General features: G+C 72.7%; 14 protein-coding genes. 7 read left to right on the top strand and 7 right to left on the bottom strand.

What is annotated here, in order from left to right; all coding sequences use genetic code 11:
• Window positions 1-36: 36 nt before the first annotated feature.
• Both ABZV34_RS16860 and ABZV34_RS16855 read right to left on the bottom strand, forming a co-directional pair.
• The gene (locus tag ABZV34_RS16860) at window positions 37-765 is read right to left on the bottom strand and encodes a bifunctional DNA primase/polymerase (RefSeq protein ID WP_356276365.1); all 729 of its coding nucleotides are present in this window, start codon (window positions 763-765) and stop codon (window positions 37-39) included.
• A 198-nt stretch (window positions 766-963) separates the two neighbouring features.
• Window positions 964-1,611, bottom strand: coding sequence for a TetR/AcrR family transcriptional regulator (locus ABZV34_RS16855; RefSeq protein WP_356276362.1), 648 nt, complete (start codon window positions 1,609-1,611; stop codon window positions 964-966).
• Between the two features lie 162 nt (window positions 1,612-1,773).
• Between ABZV34_RS16855 and ddaH the strand changes: the two genes are divergently transcribed.
• The gene (gene ddaH / locus ABZV34_RS16850; protein WP_356276603.1) at window positions 1,774-2,631 is read left to right on the top strand and encodes a dimethylargininase; all 858 of its coding nucleotides are present in this window, start codon (window positions 1,774-1,776) and stop codon (window positions 2,629-2,631) included.
• 81 nt (window positions 2,632-2,712) lie between these two features.
• On the opposite strand, the gene ABZV34_RS16845 is transcribed toward ddaH, so the two are convergent.
• Genes ABZV34_RS16845 through ABZV34_RS16835 form a run of 3 tightly spaced genes read right to left on the bottom strand, consistent with a single transcriptional unit; the run spans window position 2,713 to window position 6,406 of the window.
• On the bottom strand, window positions 2,713-3,708 hold the full coding sequence (locus tag ABZV34_RS16845) for a small ribosomal subunit Rsm22 family protein (protein ID WP_356276359.1): 996 nt from the start codon (window positions 3,706-3,708) through the stop codon (window positions 2,713-2,715).
• Window positions 3,709-3,752: 44 nt separating this feature from the next.
• Complete coding sequence (locus tag ABZV34_RS16840) at window positions 3,753-4,883, bottom strand: serine hydrolase domain-containing protein (protein WP_356276600.1); 1,131 nt, start codon at window positions 4,881-4,883, stop codon at window positions 3,753-3,755.
• The gene (locus ABZV34_RS16835; protein ID WP_356276356.1) at window positions 4,880-6,406 is read right to left on the bottom strand and encodes a multidrug effflux MFS transporter; all 1,527 of its coding nucleotides are present in this window, start codon (window positions 6,404-6,406) and stop codon (window positions 4,880-4,882) included. Before ABZV34_RS16835 ends, ABZV34_RS16840 begins: the two co-directional genes overlap by 4 nt.
• A gap of 99 nt (window positions 6,407-6,505) precedes the next feature.
• Here ABZV34_RS16835 and ABZV34_RS16830 point away from each other — a divergent pair, with 99 nt between their 5' ends.
• Both ABZV34_RS16830 and ABZV34_RS16825 read left to right on the top strand, forming a co-directional pair.
• Window positions 6,506-7,513: a Gfo/Idh/MocA family oxidoreductase gene (locus ABZV34_RS16830; protein ID WP_356276353.1), complete on the top strand. Its 1,008-nt coding sequence runs from the start codon at window positions 6,506-6,508 to the stop codon at window positions 7,511-7,513.
• A gap of 155 nt (window positions 7,514-7,668) precedes the next feature.
• Window positions 7,669-8,427, top strand: a complete 759-nt coding sequence (locus tag ABZV34_RS16825) for an SDR family oxidoreductase (RefSeq protein ID WP_356276350.1) — start codon at window positions 7,669-7,671, stop codon at window positions 8,425-8,427.
• Window positions 8,428-8,694: 267 nt separating this feature from the next.
• Here ABZV34_RS16825 and ABZV34_RS16820 read toward each other — a convergent pair whose 3' ends face one another.
• Complete coding sequence (locus ABZV34_RS16820) at window positions 8,695-10,029, bottom strand: D-alanyl-D-alanine carboxypeptidase (protein WP_356276347.1); 1,335 nt, start codon at window positions 10,027-10,029, stop codon at window positions 8,695-8,697.
• A 313-nt stretch (window positions 10,030-10,342) separates the two neighbouring features.
• Between ABZV34_RS16820 and ABZV34_RS16815 the strand changes: the two genes are divergently transcribed.
• Together ABZV34_RS16815 and ABZV34_RS16810 are read left to right on the top strand one after the other, a co-directional pair.
• Entirely contained in the window at window positions 10,343-11,824 is a 1,482-nt protein-coding gene (locus tag ABZV34_RS16815) for an ABC transporter permease (protein ID WP_356276345.1), read from the top strand.
• A 98-nt stretch (window positions 11,825-11,922) separates the two neighbouring features.
• Entirely contained in the window at window positions 11,923-12,639 is a 717-nt protein-coding gene (locus ABZV34_RS16810; protein ID WP_356276342.1) for an ABC transporter ATP-binding protein, read from the top strand.
• Window positions 12,640-12,824: 185 nt separating this feature from the next.
• Here the strand turns inward: ABZV34_RS16810 and ABZV34_RS16805 are convergent, their stop codons facing one another.
• The gene (locus tag ABZV34_RS16805; RefSeq protein WP_356276339.1) at window positions 12,825-13,148 is read right to left on the bottom strand and encodes a nuclear transport factor 2 family protein; all 324 of its coding nucleotides are present in this window, start codon (window positions 13,146-13,148) and stop codon (window positions 12,825-12,827) included.
• A gap of 200 nt (window positions 13,149-13,348) precedes the next feature.
• On the opposite strand from ABZV34_RS16805, the gene ABZV34_RS16800 reads away from it, so the two are divergent.
• Together ABZV34_RS16800 and ABZV34_RS16795 are read left to right on the top strand one after the other, a co-directional pair.
• On the top strand, window positions 13,349-13,894 hold the full coding sequence (locus ABZV34_RS16800; protein ID WP_356276336.1) for a DoxX family membrane protein: 546 nt from the start codon (window positions 13,349-13,351) through the stop codon (window positions 13,892-13,894).
• A gap of 133 nt (window positions 13,895-14,027) precedes the next feature.
• Window positions 14,028-14,438 carry a MazG-like family protein gene (locus ABZV34_RS16795; RefSeq protein ID WP_356276333.1) on the top strand — a complete coding sequence of 137 codons (411 nt, stop codon included), beginning with the start codon at window positions 14,028-14,030 and terminating at the stop codon, window positions 14,436-14,438.
• Window positions 14,439-14,508: the final 70 nt, after the last annotated feature.

Raw genomic sequence — 14,508 nt, 5'->3', positions numbered from 1 at the left:
CGGGGCCTGCCCTGGTGGGTTCGGTCGCCGCGGTGCCTAGCCGCGGTGGGGCCAGGCGGCCAGCTGGTCGGACTCGTTCTCTCCCGCGTAGCGGGCACAGGCGTCCGTCAGGGCCTCGAGCAGGCTCAGCGGGTCGGGCAGCGGGTGCTCGGGGCCGCGCAGCCAGTCGACGGACAGGTCACCGGGGAGCTGGGCCGGCGGGACGAGGACGTAGGAACCGCGGCAGTGCCAGCGCAGGCCGGGGTGTTCGTCCGTCGTCTCGGGGTGCGAGTCCAGCTCGCAGGGCCACCACTCGTCCTCGTCCTCGGGCGTACCGCGGGTGAGCGTGAAGAAGAACATGCGTCCGTCACCGCTCTCGGCGACGGGTCCGACCTCGACGCCGGAGGTGAGCAGCCGATCCAGGGCCTCGCGGCCCGCGTCGAACGGCACGTCGAGCACGTCGTGCACCATGCCGGTGGCCGTGATGAAGTTGGCCTCCGGCTGGTGCCGTACCCATCGCTCGATCTGGGCGCGGTCGGTCGTGGACTGGGTCTGCCAGGCGAAGGACACGGGGTGGCGCGCGGGGGTGGGGCAGCCGACGCGGTCACAGGAACATCGGTAGCCGGAGGGGTACGCGGCCTGCGCGAGCGGCAGCCCAGCGGCGGCAGCGGCGAGCAGCAGGCTCTCGCGCCCGCCGTCGTCGGCGGTCTCCTTGGGGCGGCGACCACGCAGCCACTGGGAGATCCTGCCCTGCGCGCCGGAGCGGCGGCCGAACTCTGCGCTCATCAATCTCCTCGCCTAGCAGTGGTGCCGACAGGGGTCGTGTCGATGCGGTCGTACCGGTGGACACCTTCGCGGCCGGCATCCGACAACCCCTATGGTCCCACCATCCTGCGCCCCGGGGGGACAGAGCTCGCATCCGGGGTGGGTGGGACCAGGGCTGCCCCCGCCGAAATCAGGCAAGGCGGACCATTTTGGTGTGATTTATCTCCGGGGAGCGAGCCCGTACAGGGCGTAGTCGACCAGGGTGTCCGTGTACGCGTACGAGATCGGGCCGGTGCGCTGGAGCCAGCGCTGGGCGAGCGGGGAGACGAAGAGCTCCAGGGCGATCCGGAGGTCGAGGTCGGGCCGCAGCGCGCCCCCGTCCTGGGCGGATCCGAGCCGCTTCACGTAGAGCTGGAGCTGGGGTTCGAGGAGCTTGGTGACGAACTCGGCCCCGAGCGTCTCGTTCACCACGCCTTCGGAGGCCAGGGCGCGCGAGGGGATCTCGAAGGCGGGGTTCAGCAGCTCGTCGACGGTGGCGCGCAGGACCTGTTTGAGGTCGGCGGCGAGGTCGCCGGTGTCCGGGATCTCGTACGACTCCTGTCCCGCCTCCCGGGCGGCCCGCTCCGCGAGGTCCATGAAGGCGTCCAGGAGCACCGCGGCCTTCGACGGCCACCACCGGTAGATCGTCTGCTTGCCGACTCCGGCGCGGGCGGCGACGCCCTCGATCGTGGTCCGGGGGTAGCCGACCTCGCCGACGAGGGCGAGGGCCGCGTCGAAGATCGCGCGACGGGACTTCTCGCTGCGGCGCGAGGAGTCGGGTGCGGACCTGCCGGCGGGCGGGGCGGGCTGGGGAGACGTCGGGGCCATGGGGCGAACCTAACAGGTCGGCAAGACGGGGCGTCTCGCCGCCGTCCGGCCCGACGGGCGGGGTGCGGGACTGTGCTGTCGTCGCCGGGGAGGCGGCTCGTGGACGGTCCGCGGGAGGACCACCCGTTCGCCACCGGGCCGGACGGCGCCGCTCGGCGCACCATGGGCATCATCTGCCCCGCGGTACGTGAGGAGCCCTCCTTGCACCCTCTGCGCAGCGCCACACCCCGGCGCTATCTGATGTGCCCGCCCGAGCACTTCGGCGTCACCTACACCATCAATCCCTGGATGGACCCGGCCAAGCCGGTCGACGTGGCGCTCGCCGTCGCCCAGTGGGAGGACCTGCGGGACCGTTACCGCTCACTGGGCCACACGGTCGAGGAGCTGGTCCCGCGCCACGGCCTGCCGGACATGGTGTTCGCCGCGAACGGGGCGACGGTCGTGGACGGCCGGGTGCTCGGCGCGCGGTTCGCGCACCGGGAGCGGGAGGCGGAGGCGGCGGCGCACCTGGAGTGGTTCCGCGCCCACGGTTTCCCGTCCGTGCGCGAGCCGGTGCACATCAACGAGGGCGAGGGCGACTTCGCGGTCACCGCCTCGTACCTGCTCGCCGGGCGCGGCTTCCGGGCGAGCCCGCTCTCGCACGGCGAGGCCCAGGAGTTCTTCGGCCGCCCGGTGCTCGGGCTCGACCTGGTCGATCCCCGCTACTACCACCTCGACACGGCCCTCACCGTCCTCGACGACACGACGGACGAGATCATGTACTACCCGCCCGCGTTCTCCCCCGGCAGCCGCGAGGTGCTGCGCCGGCTGTTCCCCGACGCGCTGACCGCCGGCGACGAGGACGCCGCCGCGTTCGGTCTGAACGGGGTCTCGGACGGCCTGCACGTGCTGCTGCCACAGGCCGCGACCGGCCTCTTCGAGCCTCTCCGCGACCGGGGTTTCGAGCCCGTCGGCATCGATCTGAGCGAACTCCTCAAGGGCGGCGGCAGCGTGAAGTGCTGCACGCAGGAACTGAGGTGAGGGGTGGGGTGCGGGCACGGGGCGCGGGCGTGGGGCGCGGGCGTGGGGCGAGGAACCGGTCGGCCGTGAACGTCCGGGGTGTCAGTCCTCGTCGGCCGGGGGCGGCCAGGCGTCGCCCCAGTCCGCGTCCCGGGCCGCACGGTAGAGCGGTCCGTGGCGCTTGGTCACCGTCTCGCGGTGCAGGGACTCGTCCGGGCCGCACAGGTCCAGCAGCACCTGGCCCTTGCGGATCTGCGGCTTGCGCACCACGCGGGAGGAGGCCGGGTCCGCCGGGAGGCGGGTGGCCGCGACGTAGCTGAACTTCTCGTCCTCGTACGCCAGGGAGCCGCCCTTGACCTGCCGGTGCAGGGAGGAGCGGCTGACCCTGGCGGAGAAGTGGCACCAGTCCTCACCGGGCACGATGGGGCAGGCCGCGCTGTGCGGACAGGGGGCGGCGACGCGGAACCCGGCCTCGATCAGGCGGTCGCGGGCCTCGATCACCCGAGCGTATCCGTCGGGGGTGCCCGGCTCGATGATCACGACGGCCCGCGCCGCGGCGGCCGCGGCCGTCACGACGGAGGCGCGGTCGGCGGCCGTGAGCTCACCGAGGACGTACGACACCGTTACGAGATCAGTGCTCTCGAGAGTGAGCGCCGCTCCGATGCGGGTGCGGTGCCACTCCGCGGGCTTCAGCTCCGGGTTCGTGGCGGCGATCTCGCGGCCCAGCGCGAGCGCGGGCTCGGCCCAGTCGAGCACGGTCACCGGGCGGGCGCCCGGCCAGGTCGCGTTCACCGCCCAGGTCGCGGCGCCCGTGCCGCCGCCGATGTCCACGTGGCCGGCCGGTGCCCACTCCGGCACCGCGTCCGCGAACGCCTCCAGCGCGGCGCGCACCGCCTCGAACGTCGCCGGCATCCGGTAGGCGGCGTACGCGACCACGTCCGAGCGGTCGCGAAGGATCGGTGCGTTGGTCGGGGTGGTTCCCCGGTAGTTCGCGATCAGCCGCTCGACGGCCTGGGCGGCGGTCTTCGGCGGCAGCCCGTCGAGCAGGCCCGCGAGGGCGGTGCGCAGGGTGTCGGCGGGGGGTGCGGGGGCGTTCACGCCGCGATTCTACGGGGATGGGTGGCCCCGCCCGGCTTCCCGCGTCAAGCGCCCCGTACCGCCCGAGCCATCCGCGTCGCCGCCTCCACCCGAGGCCCGTTGCGCACCGGCCGCCGCCGCGGGTGCACCGTGTTCGCCAACAGCACGAGAAACGTGCCCGTCGCCGGATCCAGCACCAGCGACGTCCCCGTGAAACCCGTGTGTCCCGCCGCACCGCCCTCCGCCAGGGCCCCCATGAACCAGGACTGGCCGATGGCGAAGCCGAGGCCCGGCGCGGTGAGCATCAGCTCGACGAAGTCGGGACCGAGGATGCGGGCGGGTCCGTAGGAACCGCCCGCGAGCAGCGCACGGCAGAAGACCGCGAGGTCACGGGCGGTGGAGAAGAGACCCGCGTGCCCCGCCACCCCACCGAGCGCCCACGCGTTCTCGTCGTGCACCACTCCCCGCAGCATCCCGCGGTCCGCCTTGGCCCAGGGCCGCCGCTGGTCCTCGGTCGCGGCCGCGTCCGGGCACGGCCCGAAGCGGGTGGCCGTCATCCCCAGCGGCCGGGTGATCCCGTCCCTGACGAGGACGTCGAGAGCACGGCCGGTGATGCGTTCCAGGACCTGCTGGAGGAGGAGCAGGTTCAGATCCGAGTAGCGGTACTCCCCCGGCTCGGACGAGGGCCCCTCCGCCCGCAGCATCGCCAGGCGCGCCCCGTCGTCCGGGCAGTCGTACAGCGGGAGTTCGGGCCGCAGCCCGGAGGTGTGGGTGAGCAGCTGCCGCACGGTGATGTCGTACGCGGAGGCCGCGCGGAACTCCGGCAGGTACGCACCCACGCGCGCGTCGATGCCGAGCGTGCCGCGCTCCAGTTGCTGCACCGCGGCGACCGCCGTGAACAGCTTGGTGAGGGAGGCCAGGTCGAAGAGGGTGCGCACGCTCATCGGCAGCCGCTCCGCGGGCGGCAGTTCGACCCCGGTGTCGGTCTTCTCGTCGTACGACGCGTAGCGCACCGCCCAGCCCACCGCCTCCTCGACGGCGATGACCGGGCCGCGCCCGGCGACCACGACGACGCCGGCCGCCCAGGGGTGCGGCCCGCGGGTGAGGGCGCGGACGTCGCGTACGAGATGGCGCAGTTCGGCCGGATCGAGCCCGGCCCGCTCCGGTGTGTCGACGCGCAGTTTCGGTGCGCTCAGCTGTCCGCCGCCTTTCCGTCCATTACGTCCATCGCGTCCGTTGCCTCGTTTCCGTCCGTTCCATCTGTTCCATCTGTTCCGTCTGTTCCGTCTGTTCCGTCCGTGGGGTGTCCCGTCCGCCAGGGACGGCACAGTCCCATGAAGCAGGCGACGGCCACCACTACCGCCGCCAGTTGGACGACGGCCATCGGGACGGCGGTGTGCTCTCCGGCGATGCCGACCAGCGGCGAGGCGACCGCTCCGATGAGGAAGGAGGAGGTGCCCAGCAGCGCGGAGGCGGAGCCGGCGGCGTGCCGTACGCGCATCAGGGCGAGCGCCTGGGTGTTGGGCAGCGCGAGGCCCATCGCGGACATCAGGACGAACAGGGCGACTGCCACCGGCGCCAGACCGACCTCGCCGAAGACGCCTGAGGACATCAGGAGCAGCGCGGTCGCGCCGAGGGCGACGAGGGCGAGGCCCACGGCGAGGACCTTGTCGAGGCCGACCCGGCCGACCAGGAGCTTGCCGTTGATCTGGCCGACGGCCACCAGGCCGACCGAGTTCACACCGAAGAGCAGGCTGAAGGTCTGCGGGGACGCGCCGTAGATGTCCTGGATCACGAAAGGTGAGGCCGAGATATAGGCGAAGAGCGCGGCGAAGGCGAAGCCGCCCGTCAGCATGTAGCCGGTGAAGACCCGGTCGGCCAGCAGGGCGCGCATCGAGCGGAGGGCCTCGCCGACACCGCCGCCGTGCCGGTCGCCTGGCGCGAGGGTCTCGGGGAGTTTCGTCCAGACGAGCGCGGTGAGTCCGATGCCGACGGCGGTGAGGACGACGAAGACGCCTCGCCAGTCGGTGGCGCGCAGGATCTGCCCGCCGATGAGGGGCGCGACGACCGGGGCGACCCCGGAGATCAGCATGAGGGTGGAGAAGAAGCGGGCCATCGCCAGGCCGTCGTACAGGTCGCGGACGACGGCTCGGGCGATCACGATGCCGGCCGCTCCCGCGAGACCCTGCACCAGCCGGAAGGCGACGAGGAGTTCGACGTCGGGCGCGACGGCGCACAGGGCGGTGGCGAGGACGTACACGACCAGTCCGGCGAGCAGCGGTCTGCGCCGCCCCCACTTGTCGCTCATCGGTCCGACGACGAGCTGGCCGAACGCCATTCCCGCGAGGCACGCGGTGAGCGTGAGCTGGACGGTCGCGGCCGGGGCGTGCAGGGAGCGGGTGACCTCCGGCAGCGACGGGAGGTACATGTCCATGGCCAGCGGGGGTGTCGCGGTGAGCCCACCGAGGATCAGGGTGACGAGGAGTCCGGTACGGCGCAGCGCTCCGAGGTCGCGCGGTGCGGCGTCCCCCGAACTCGCCTCCCGTGGGCCGGAGTCCTCCGCCGCGGGCGTCGCCCTGGGGTGTACGACGGCGGGCGCCGGGTCGGCGAAGGCCGCCGGGGTGCCGGCGACGACCGCCGGGCTGTCGGCGACGGCGGTGTTCGGTATGTGCCCCCGCGGACCTTCCTGGTCCCTCGTGGTGCGCCCGCGCTCGGGCATGTGCCCCTCCCTCTCCGAGTGATCCGCCACCTATGCTCTCAGTTCGAACGGAGTGTTCGGGGTCACAGAGCACCACGGTGACAGAGCGAAGGGCCGGGAATGACGGGCGAGCACGAGCGGGTGCGGTGGGGGATTCTGGCGACCGGTGGCATCGCCGCGGCGTTCACGGCGGATCTGGTGGACATGCCGGACGCCGAGGTGGTGGCCGTGGCCTCGCGGACCGACGCCTCGGCGAAGGCGTTCGCCGAGCGGTTCGGGATCCCCCGGGCGTACGGGGACTGGGCCTCGCTCGCCGCCGACGAGGACGTCGATGTCGTGTACGTGGCCACTCCGCACTCGGCGCACCGGCAGGCGGCCGGGATGTGTCTGGAGGCGGGGCGTCATGTGCTGTGCGAGAAGGCGCTGACGCTGAACGTGCGGGAGGCCGAGGAGTTGGTCGCGCTCGCCCGCCGCCACGACCGCTTCTTGATGGAGGCCATGTGGATGTACTGCAACCCGCTGATCCGCAGGCTCAAGGGGCTCGTGGACGACGGTGTGATCGGTGAGATCCGCACCGTGCAGGCCGACTTCGGGATCAACGGCCCGTTCCCGCCCTCGCACCGGCTGCGCGACCCCGCGCAGGGCGGCGGGGCGCTGCTCGATCTCGGTGTCTACCCGGTGTCGTTCGCGCATCTGCTGCTCGGGGAGCCCTCGGGCGTCACGGCGCGAGCGGTGCTCTCCGAGGAGGGCGTCGATCTCCAGACGGGAGCGGTGCTCACCTGGGAGAGCGGTGCTCTCGCTTCGGTGCACTGCTCCATCAACGGCAGCACCCCCGTCACGGCCTCCGTCACCGGCTCGCAGGGCCGCATCGACATCCCCGGCGGCTTCTTCTTCCCCGAGCGGCTCGTACTGCACCGCGACGGACGCGACGCGGAGGAGTTCGCGGCCGACCCGGCGCACGGTCCGCGCAACAGCCTCAAGCACGAGGCCGCCGAGGTGATGCGGGCGCTGCGGGCCGGCGAGAAGGAGTCCCCGCTCGTCCCCCTCGACGGCAGCCTCGCCGTGATGCGGACGCTCGACGCGGTACGCGAGCAGATCGGCGTCCGCTACCCCGGCGAGACCGGCTGACCGGCCCTACGGCCGAACGGACCGACGACCGAACGGACCGACGACCCAAGGGACGGCAGACGGCTGACGGCTGACGGCTCCGGAAAGGGGCCGCGGGATGCGAGACGCCCGCGGCCCCGCCGTGCCCCGCCGTGCCGTCGATACGCTGCGGCCCCATGAATGCCAAGCAGACGAAGATCGCGGTGGTGACCGGGGCGGGCTCCGGCATCGGCCGCGCGGTGGCCGTCGAACTGCTGCGCGCCGGCTGGTCGGTCGCGCTGGCCGGACGCCGGACCGAGCCCCTTGAGGAGACGGCGGCCCTCGTGCCCGGGGCCCCCTCCGTGGCCGTACGGACCGACGTCGCCAGGCCCGAGGAGGTGACCGCCCTCTTCGCCTCCGTGCGCGAGCGCTTCGGACGGCTCGACCTGCTCTTCAACAACGCCGGAACGTTCGGGCCGGGCGGCGTCCCGGTCGAGGAGCTTCCGTACGAGGCGTGGCGGCACGTCGTGGACACCAACCTCAACGGCGCGTTCCTGTGCGCGCAGGCCGCGTTCCGGCAGATGAAGGAGCAGGACCCGCAGGGCGGCCGGATCATCAACAACGGCTCGATCTCGGCGCACACGCCGCGTCCGCGGTCGATCGCGTACACGGCGACCAAGCACGCGGTGACGGGCCTGACCAAGTCGCTGTCCCTGGACGGGCGCGCGTACCGGATCGCGTGCGGCCAGATCGACATCGGCAACGCGGCGACCGACATGACCTCCGGCATGCGCACGGGAACGCCGCAGGCGAACGGGGAACTCGCGGTCGAGCCGGTGATGGACGCGGCGGACGTGGCCCGCACCGTGCGGCACATGGCGGAGCTGCCGCTGGAGGCGAACGTGCAGTTCGCGACGGTGATGGCCACCGCGATGCCCTATGTGGGGCGCGGTTAGGGCGCGGCCACACGTTTCGTCAACGTCTCAACTTGCACAAACGGAAGCTGAACCTCCGCACTGTAAGACCCGATAGCGGGCTTATGCTCGTGTCGCCTCCACGAGAGCTTCACACTCGGAGTGGAGGACTTCGGTACGACCACGGTCCACACCGAGGGGGGAGGCGGCAGCCGTTCCGCGGCCCGGCTGGGGGGCGACCTCGCGCGGGACCGCGAGGTGGGCCATGGGACGGCTGCCTCCGCACATTCGCAGACCGCAGCGGCACCGTCACCGCCGGCGACGGGCCCCGGAATCTCCGGGTCCGGAAGTCCCCCGGTCCGAGTCTCCAGGGTCCGAAGTCCCCAGGTCCGAAGCTCCCGGGCCGGAAGCCCTCGGGTCCGGGGCCGGAGCCCCGCCCGCCGTCCCCGCACGCCGCCGCCTGCGCCACGCGACCGCGCCGCCCGCGAGCAGCGCGACCGCTCCCCCGGCCCCGCCGACCAGCCCCCACGACGAACTGCTCGTCTCCGCACGGGCGGGCGCGCCGGCGGCGGCCTTCGGGGCCTTGCCGGCGGGCGTCGCCCTGGCGCCGCCCTCGCTGAGCGGCGCGACCAGCGTGCCCACGGGCCGGGCGTTCGCGCCCTGCCGGAACCCCCAGTCGAGCAGCGCGGCCGTCTCCTCGTAGACGCCGCTGCCACCGCTCTTCGGGTGCATCACCGTGACCAGGAGGGTCCGGCCGCCGCGGGTCGCGGCGCCGGTGAAGGTGTTGCCGGCGTTGCTGGTGTAGCCGTTCTTGACGCCGATCAGACCGTCGTACGTCGGTACGCCCCACGCGCCGGTCAGCAGGCGGTCGGTGTTCTGGATCTGGAAGGTCTTCTTGCCGCCCGCCGGGAAGTCCGCGGTCCTCGTCGAGCAGTAGGCGCGGAAGTCGGCGTCGGCGAGGCCGTGCCGGGCGAAGAGCGTCAGGTCGTACGCGGAGGACACCTGGCCCTTGTGGTCGAACCCGTCGGGGCTGACCACGTGCGTGTCCAGGGCCTGCAGGTCGTCGGCCCTGGCCTGCATCTGCGCGACCGTGGTGCCCACGCCGCCGTTCATGTGGCTGAGCACGTGCACCGCGTCGTTCCCCGAGCGCAGGAAGACGCCGAGCCACAACTGCTCGACGGTGTAGGTGATTCCGGGCTTGACGCCGACGAGGCTGGAGCCGGCGGGGATCCCGGCGAGGTCGGCGTCGGTGACCCGGTGGCGCTCGGTGCGTTCGAACTTCTTCAGCACGGTGTCCGCGAAGAGCATCTTCAGCGTGGAGGCGGGCGCCAGCAGCCGGTGCGCGTTGTACGAGGCGAGCACCTCACCGCTGACGTGGTCGGCGACCAGCCAGGAGCGGGCGGTGAGCCGCTTGGGCAGCCCCGAGGCCCCGCGCACCTGGATGCCGCCGAGGCCCAGCAGGTCACCGCCGATCGTGGCGGTCCGCGCGGCGGTTCCGGCGGTGGTGCGGGCGGTGGACGGGGTGGCCGAGGGGGTGGCGGCGGCCGGGGACGCCGCGGCCAGCGGGACGGCCGCTGCGAGGCCGAGCGCCGCACGGCGGGACAGCACGCCGGCACGCGGGGGAAGCGGAGAGGAATCGCGCATCTCGGGACCGTACAAAGCCGCTCCGCGCCGCCGTACGGCGGGGTCACAAAAGAAAGGCACAGCGCTCCCCAAGGCGCGGCAAAGCGGCGGGCCGCACACCGCACCCGGCCGTCGGGTGCCACCGGCACCCCACCCAACAGGTGTTTCCTGGCAATGCCCCCTCCGGACCCTGGGAATCAGCTGTCTCACGCGATATTGATTCCGGACCCGGCTTTCTCAGCTCTCGCACACCTCTTACTCAGCCCCGCTCAAAGGTTTCTCCATAGCTTGTGGCCGCGCCCACAGCGGGCGCCGAGAACCTTTGGGGAACGGGATGTTTGGCATCTATCTCAAGCGTGAGCTGAGCCGGCGCAAGAAGGCGGCCCTGGTGATCGCCATGGGTCTGGCGCTCGGAATCGCGCTGGTCATCACCGTCAACTCGGTGTCGGCCGGCATGCAGCAGGCGCAGGGCAAGGTCCTGCAGTCGCTGTACGGGCTCGGCACCGACATGACCGTCACGAAGGCCCGTCCGGCGGCCACCAGCAGTTCCTCCGGGCGGCCGAAGTTCGACTTCGACGCCAAGGCCGACAGCGGCACGACCCAGAGCTCGGACCGGGTGATGACGCAGGGCGGGCAGTCCCTGAAGTCCTCACTCGTCACCGAGGTCGCCGCGCAGACGGGCGTGTCGAGCGCGGTGGGCGCGCTCAGCCTGAACGTCACCAAGGTCGACGGCTCGTTCACCCGGGGCACGGCGAAGTCCTCCACCTCCTCGGGGTCCGGGTCCTCTGGGTCCTCCGGGTCGCAGCAGGGCGGTCCCGGCGGCGGCCAGGGCGGCGGCTCGGGCCAGCCGCAGGTGCAGGGCGGCGGCGCGTCCTTCGACGTGAACTCGTACGCCGTCGCGGGCGTCGACGTCACCCACCAGGACCTCGGCCCGCTCGCCACCTCGAAGATCACCACGGGCCGGACCTTCGCCGCGTCCCAGACCGACGCGAAGGTCGCGGTGCTCAGCGCGTCGTACGCCAAGGAGAACAAGAAGACGGTCGGGGGGACCCTCACGATCTCCGGCACCAAGTACACGGTCATCGGGATCGCGACACCGGACAGCAGCGAGTCCACGACCGACGTCTACCTGCCGCTGAAGCAGGCGCAGACACTGGGCGACTCGAAGGACAAGGTCACCACGATCTACGTCAAGGCGACCGACTCGAAGCGGATCGACACCGTCAAGGCGGCCATCCAGAAGAACATCTCGGGGACGACGGTCACCACCTCCGCGGACCTCGCGTCCACCGTCTCCGGCTCCCTGTCGACCGCCTCGAACCTGGCGACCAGCGTCGGCAAGTGGCTGTCCGTCGCGGTGCTCGTGGCCGCGTTCCTGGTGGCGGCGCTGCTCACCTCGTCCGCCGTGTCCCGCCGGGTGCGCGAGTTCGGCACCCTCAAGGCGCTCGGCTGGCCGTCCCGCCGGGTCACCCGCCAGGTCGTCGGCGAGTCCGTCGTGAACGGTCTGCTCGGCGGCGCGCTCGGCATCGCCCTCGGCCTCGGCGCGGCGTACGCGGTGACGGCGATCAGCCCGAAGCTGACCGCGGAGCTCGGCTCCACCGGCGGTGGCGGCCTGGGCGGTGGCCCCGGTGGCGGCGGCCCCGGCCGGCAGACGGTCAAGAACACCATGGAGATCGCGCTCTCCGCGCCGGTCTCGGTGACCACCATCGCGCTCGCGGCGGGCCTGGCCATCGCGGGCGGTCTCGTCGCCGGCGCGATGGGCGGCTGGCGCGCCTCCCGGATGCGCCCCGCGGACGCGCTGCGCAGCGTCGCGTGACCCCCTGCCCCGAGCGACGAACACATCCCGATCCGGGGCGCCGCACCCACGCCGCCCCGGATCGCGGCGCCCCGACCCCCTCATCTTCGGAGAACCTCATGTACAAGCTCACCGGCGTCACCAAGCGCTACACGCGGGGCAAGGAGACCGTCGAGGCGCTGCGCGGCGTCGACCTCGCCATCGAGGACGGCGACCAGCTCGTCATCCAGGGCCCCACCGGCGGCGGCAAGTCGACCCTGCTCCAGATGATCGGCGGCCTGGACCGCCCGTCCGCCGGCAGCGTCGAGCTGGACGGCGTCGACCTCGCCTCCGTCGGCGAGGCCCGGCTGACACGGCTGCGCGCCGAGAAGATCGGCATCATCTTCCAGTCGTTCAACCTCATCCCGACGCTGACCGCGCAGGAGAACGTCGAGACCGCGCTCGTACCGCTCGGGGTCAAGGCCGCGGAGCGACGCGACCGTGCCGCCGAGGCGCTGCGCTCGGTCGGTCTGGGCGAGCGCCTGACGCACGCGCCGTCCGAACTCTCCGGCGGCCAGCAGCAGCGTGTCGCCATCGCGCGTGCCCTGGTCAAGAAGCCGAAGGTGCTCCTCGCGGACGAACCGACGGGCAATCTGGACGAGGGCACCCGCGACGACATCATGGGGCTGCTGGAGGGGTTGTGGCACGAGTACGGGCTGACCTTCGTCCTGGTCACCCACGACTCGTCGATCGCCCGCCGCGCACCGCGTCTCGCCACCATCACGGCGGGGCGGATCACGCTCACCGAGCGGGGCGGCGGCACACGGCACACCGAGTCCCGGCACGCCGTCGGCTGAGGGAGCGGCACACGGCGGCACATGGCGGTACGGAGCGACGGGAGCGACGGTGAGCGGCGCTCGGTACGCGAGTCGGGAGGGGAGGGTGAGGGGCCGGAACCCCGCTCCCTTCCCCTCCCCCGTTCTGCGCCTCTGTCTCCGTCTCCGTCTTCGTCTCCGTCTTCGTCTCCGTCTCCGTACGGGGCTTACGCCTGGCCCGTCTCGAAGCGGGTGATCCTGCCGCCGTCGACAGTGAAGCTCCACCGCGTCTTCATCTCGCCCCAGGTGTCGTTGCTGTAGCGGACGACGAGCGCGTGGCCGCCCCGGGACTCGTTGTCGACGTCCATGTGGCCGTGGGAGGAGAAGATCTCCTGCTCGGTCCAGTCGGCGAGGTCCCGGTCGGAGCCGTCGTCGGACATGGTGGCACCGGGCGCGAGGACGGACTCGAACGCCTCTCGGTCGTGGGCGTTCACAGCGCTGACGAAGGCCCGCACGGCGGGATCGCTGAGTCTGGCTACCTGAATCGTCATGGCAGTCAGCGTCACACCGCTCCCACCGGCCCGCCACCCGTCCCACCCCGCGACCGGCCCCGGCCGACCACACGAACAGCCCCCGGGCAGCCACCCGAACAGCCGCGCGCGCCGGGTACGGGACGGCGGCGCGGGCGACGGTGGAGGAAGGCCGGCGGAGGAAGCATGCCGTCATCTCGCGAGCCCGGTTGGGAGCCACCGTGACCTGTTTCGACCGTAGAGACCTCGGACTGCTGCTGCTCCGTCTGGGCACGGGCGGGGTGCTGGCCGCGCACGGAACGCAGAAGCTGTTCGGCTGGTTCGGCGGGGGCGGACTCGCCGGGACGGGAATCGCGATGGCGGCGATGGGATACGTGCCGGGGAAGCGGAGCGCGCTCGCGGCGGGCCTCGCCGAGGCGGGCGGCGGTGCCCTGCTGGCGCTGGGCCTCGCGACACCCGCGGCCGGCGCCTCCGCGGCCGGTGCGATGGCGGGCGCGACCGCGGTGCACCTGCCGCACGGGTTCTTCGCCAGTCAAGGCGGCTACGAGCACGCGGCGTCGCTGGGCCTGACGGCGGCGGGGCTCGCCGTGACGGGCCCCGGCCGGATCTCGCTGGACCATCTGCTCGGCCACACCGTGAACCGGGGCTGGATGGTCCCCGCCGCGCTGGGCGTGACGGCCGCGGCCGCGCTGGCCGTGGTGGGCGCGCGCACCAAGCGGGTGCGGCGGTCCGCCGAGGGTGAACAGGCGACCCTGTTCGACGAGTAGGAGCGGGGCCACTGCTCCACCGGGCCGCAGATCCACGGGTCTACGGGTCTACGGGTCCGCGAGTCCATGGGTCCATCGGTCCGCGGATCCACGGACAGGCGTCGGGCGCGCCGCCCCTGGGGAGGCTGGTCCCATGGCTGATGAAGACGTCTGGGACTCGATCGACCGCCTCCACGACTGGCTCGACGCCGACCGGACGCGAGAGGGCCGGGTGCACGACGACCGGGCGTACGACGACCGGACGCACGACGGCCGGACGCACGACGGCCGGACGCACGACGGCCGTGAGGAGCTGCTCCTGCGCATCCTGAAGCTGTCGGAGGAGGTCGGCGAGGTCGCCCGGGCGGTGATCGGCGCGACCGGTCAGAACCCGCGCAAGGGCACCACGCACACCTGGGACGACGTACGGTCCGAGCTCTGCGACGTCGTGATCACCGGCATGGTCGCTCTGCGCACCCTGGCACCGGACGCCCGCGAGGTGTTCACGGCCCACCTGGCCGGCGTCACTGACCGGTCTCTCGGTACCGGCCGCGACTCCGGGTGAACCGCCACCGGTGCCAGGGGAGTTCCGGGGCGACCCGGTCCACGTCGGAAGCCGGAGATGTCGCGAGGGA

Origin of the sequence: Streptomyces sp. NPDC005195 (assembly GCF_040608315.1) — a bacterium.
Taxonomy (GTDB): domain Bacteria; phylum Actinomycetota; class Actinomycetes; order Streptomycetales; family Streptomycetaceae; genus Streptomyces; species Streptomyces kaempferi.
Note: the sequence above shows the minus strand (reverse complement) of the source record. Positions and strands in the feature narration are given on the sequence as shown.